The sequence below is a fragment of the Staphylococcus simulans genome, from assembly GCF_003043455.1.
In the GTDB taxonomy this organism is placed as follows: domain Bacteria; phylum Bacillota; class Bacilli; order Staphylococcales; family Staphylococcaceae; genus Staphylococcus; species Staphylococcus simulans_A.
In genome coordinates, this window is sequence record NZ_PZGG01000102.1 from 1 (window position 1) to 4704 (window position 4704).

2 rRNA genes are annotated in these 4704 nt (G+C 49.6%); both read right to left on the minus strand.

The window, feature by feature from the left end:
* Window positions 1-58 precede the first annotated feature (58 nt).
* Window positions 59-2982 (minus strand): 23S ribosomal RNA (locus tag BU038_RS11870).
* A 245-nt stretch (window positions 2983-3227) separates the two neighbouring features.
* A 16S ribosomal RNA gene (locus BU038_RS11875) occupies window positions 3228-4704 on the minus strand; the annotation flags it as partial.

Consider the following 4704-nt stretch of genomic DNA (forward strand, 5'->3'; position numbering starts at 1 on the left):
TTATACATTCAAAACTAGATAGTAAGTAAATTTCAATTCGACCAATCAAAACTTGAAATTGATTAAGTCTTCGATCGATTAGTATTCGTCAGCTCCACATATCGCTATGCTTCCACCCCGAACCTATTAACCTCATCATCTTTGAGGGATCTTATAACCGAAGTTGGGAAATCTCATCTTGAGGGGGGCTTCATGCTTAGATGCTTTCAGCACTTATCCCGTCCATACATAGCTACCCAGCTATGCCGTTGGCACGACAACTGGTACACCAGAGGTATGTCCATCCCGGTCCTCTCGTACTAAGGACAGCTCCTCTCAAATTTCCTACGCCCACGACGGATAGGGACCGAACTGTCTCACGACGTTCTGAACCCAGCTCGCGTACCGCTTTAATGGGCGAACAGCCCAACCCTTGGGACCGACTACAGCCCCAGGATGCGATGAGCCGACATCGAGGTGCCAAACCTCCCCGTCGATGTGAACTCTTGGGGGAGATAAGCCTGTTATCCCCGGGGTAGCTTTTATCCGTTGAGCGATGGCCCTTCCATGCGGAACCACCGGATCACTAAGTCCGTCTTTCGACCCTGCTCGACTTGTAGGTCTCGCAGTCAAGCTCCCTTATGCCTTTACACTCTATGAATGATTTCCAACCATTCTGAGGGAACCTTTGAGCGCCTCCGTTACACTTTAGGAGGCGACCGCCCCAGTCAAACTGCCCGCCTGACACTGTCTCCCGCCATGATCAATGGCGCGGGTTAGAAATCCAACACAGCTAGGGTAGTATCCCACCAGCGCCTCCACGTAAGCTGGCGCTCACGCTTCTAAGGCTCCTACCTATCCTGTACAAGCTGTGCCGAATTTCAATATCAGGCTACAGTAAAGCTCCACGGGGTCTTTCCGTCCTGTCGCGGGTAACCTGCATCTTCACAGGTACTATGATTTCACCGAGTCTCTCGTTGAGACAGTGCCCAAATCGTTACGCCTTTCGTGCGGGTCGGAACTTACCCGACAAGGAATTTCGCTACCTTAGGACCGTTATAGTTACGGCCGCCGTTTACTGGGGCTTCGATTCGTAGCTTCGCAGAAGCTAACCACTCCTCTTAACCTTCCAGCACCGGGCAGGCGTCAGCCCCTATACATCACCTTACGGTTTAGCAGAGACCTGTGTTTTTGATAAACAGTCGCTTGGGCCTATTCACTGCGGCTCTTCAGAGCGTGAACCCTAAAGAGCACCCCTTCTCCCGAAGTTACGGGGTCATTTTGCCGAGTTCCTTAACGAGAGTTCTCTCGCTCACCTTAGAATTCTCATCTTGACTACCTGTGTCGGTTTGCGGTACGGGCACCAGTTATCTAGCTAGAGGCTTTTCTCGACAGTGTGAAATCAACGACTCGAGGAAAACATGTTTCCTCTCCCCATCACAGCTCAACCTTGAGAATGGCGGATTTGCCTACCATTCAGTCTCACTGCTTAGACGTGCACTCCAACAGCACGCTTCGCCTATCCTACTGTGTCCCCCCATCGCTTAAAACGATAAATGGTGGTACAGGAATATCAACCTGTTATCCATCGCCTACGCCTGTCGGCCTCGGCTTAGGACCCGACTAACCCAGAGCGGACGAGCCTTCCTCTGGAAACCTTAGTCAATCGGTGGATGGGATTCTCACCCATCTTTCGCTACTCACACCGGCATTCTCACTTCTAAGCGCTCCACATGTCCTTGCGATCATGCTTCGACGCACTTAGAACGCTCTCCTACCATTGTCCTACGGACAATCCACAGCTTCGGTAATATGTTTAGCCCCGGTACATTTTCGGCGCAGTGTCACTCGACTAGTGAGCTATTACGCACTCTTTAAATGATGGCTGCTTCTAAGCCAACATCCTAGTTGTCTGGGCAATACCACATCCTTTGCCACTTAACATATATTTTGGGACCTTAGCTGGTGGTCTGGGCTGTTTCCCTTTCGAACATGGACCTTATCACCCACGTTCTGACTCCCAAGTTAAATTGATTGGCATTCGGAGTTTGTCTGAATTCGGTAACCCGAGAGGGGCCCCTCGTCCAAACAGTGCTCTACCTCCAACAATCATCACTTGAGGCTAGCCCTAAAGCTATTTCGGAGAGAACCAGCTATCTCCAGGTTCGATTGGAATTTCTCCGCTACCCTCAGTTCATCCGCTCACTTTTCAACGTAAGTCGGTTCGGTCCTCCATTCAGTGTTACCTGAACTTCAACCTGACCAAGGGTAGATCACCTGGTTTCGGGTCTACGACCAAATACTCAACGCCCTGTTCAGACTCGCTTTTGCTGCGGCTCCGCATTTGCTGCTTAACCTTGCATCAGATCGTAACTCGCCGGTTCATTCTACAAAAGGCACGCCATCACCCATTAACGGGCTCTGACTACTTGTAAGCACACGGTTTCAAGTTCTCTTTCACTCCCCTTCCGGGGTACTTTTCACCTTTCCCTCACGGTACTGGTTCACTATCGGTCACTAGAGAGTATTTAGCCTTGGGAGATGGTCCTCCCGGATTCCGACGGAATTCCACGTGCTCCGTCGTACTCAGGATCCACTCAAGAGAGAATAAACTTTCGACTACAGGACTTTTACCTTCTTTGGTTCAACTTTCCAGGTGATTCGTCTAATTTATTCCTTTGTAACTCCGTATAGAGTGTCCTACAACCCCAATGAGCAAGCTCATTGGTTTGGGCTCTTCCCGTTTCGCTCGCCGCTACTCAGGGAATCGATTTTTCTTTCTCTTCCTGCGGGTACTAAGATGTTTCAGTTCTCCGCGTCTGCCTTCGGACATGCTATGTATTCACATGTCGATAACACAACATAACTTGTGCTGGGTTCCCCCATTCGGAAATCTCTGGATTAACGCTTACTTACAGCTACCCAAAGCATATCGTCGTTAGTAACGTCCTTCATCGGCTTCTAGTGCCAAGGCATCCACCGTGCGCCCTTAATAACTTAATCACGTTATTAATATTGTGAGTAATCGTTTGCCATCGGCAATTGATTACTAGCGATTCATTTAAATGAATAAAGCTTTTAAAACTCTAATTCACTCGGTTTTGCTTGGTAAAATCTATTTTTTACTTACTTATCTAGTTTTCAATGTACAATCTTTGAATGTTTCAAATAAACATTCAAAACTGAATACAATATGTCACGTTATTCCATTTCAGTTTCCTGCGAAACTGTTCCGAATATATCCTTAGAAAGGAGGTGATCCAGCCGCACCTTCCGATACGGCTACCTTGTTACGACTTCACCCCAATCATTTGTCCCACCTTCGACGGCTAGTTCCTAAAAGGTTACTCCACCGGCTTCGGGTGTTACAAACTCTCGTGGTGTGACGGGCGGTGTGTACAAGACCCGGGAACGTATTCACCGTAGCATGCTGATCTACGATTACTAGCGATTCCAGCTTCATGTAGTCGAGTTGCAGACTACAATCCGAACTGAGAACGGCTTTATGGGATTTGCTTGACCTCGCGGGTTCGCTGCCCTTTGTACCGTCCATTGTAGCACGTGTGTAGCCCAAATCATAAGGGGCATGATGATTTGACGTCATCCCCACCTTCCTCCGGTTTGTCACCGGCAGTCAACTTAGAGTGCCCAACTTAATGCTGGCAACTAAGCTTAAGGGTTGCGCTCGTTGCGGGACTTAACCCAACATCTCACGACACGAGCTGACGACAACCATGCACCACCTGTCACTTTGTCCCCCGAAGGGGAAGGCTCTATCTCTAGAGTTGTCAAAGGATGTCAAGATTTGGTAAGGTTCTTCGCGTTGCTTCGAATTAAACCACATGCTCCACCGCTTGTGCGGGTCCCCGTCAATTCCTTTGAGTTTCAGCCTTGCGGCCGTACTCCCCAGGCGGAGTGCTTAATGCGTTAGCTGCAGCACTAAGGGGCGGAAACCCCCTAACACTTAGCACTCATCGTTTACGGCGTGGACTACCAGGGTATCTAATCCTGTTTGATCCCCACGCTTTCGCACATCAGCGTCAGTTGCAGACCAGAAAGTCGCCTTCGCCACTGGTGTTCCTCCATATCTCTGCGCATTTCACCGCTACACATGGAATTCCACTTTCCTCTTCTGCACTCAAGTTTTCCAGTTTCCAATGACCCTCCACGGTTGAGCCGTGGGCTTTCACATCAGACTTAAAAAACCGCCTACGCGCGCTTTACGCCCAATAATTCCGGATAACGCTTGCCACCTACGTATTACCGCGGCTGCTGGCACGTAGTTAGCCGTGGCTTTCTGATTAGGTACCGTCAAGGGGTGCATAGTTACTTACACCCTTGTTCTTCCCTAATAACAGAGTTTTACGATCCGAAGACCTTCATCACTCACGCGGCGTTGCTCCGTCAGGCTTTCGCCCATTGCGGAAGATTCCCTACTGCTGCCTCCCGTAGGAGTCTGGACCGTGTCTCAGTTCCAGTGTGGCCGATCACCCTCTCAGGTCGGCTACGTATCGTTGCCTTGGTAAGCCGTTACCTTACCAACTAGCTAATACGCCGCGGGTCCATCTATAAGTGACAGCAAAACCGTCTTTCATCATGAAACCATGCGGTTTCATGTATTATCCGGTATTAGCCCCGGTTTCCCGGAGTTATCCCAGTCTTATAGGTAGGTTACCCACGTGTTACTCACCCGTCCGCCGCTAACGTCAGAGGAGCAAGCTCCTC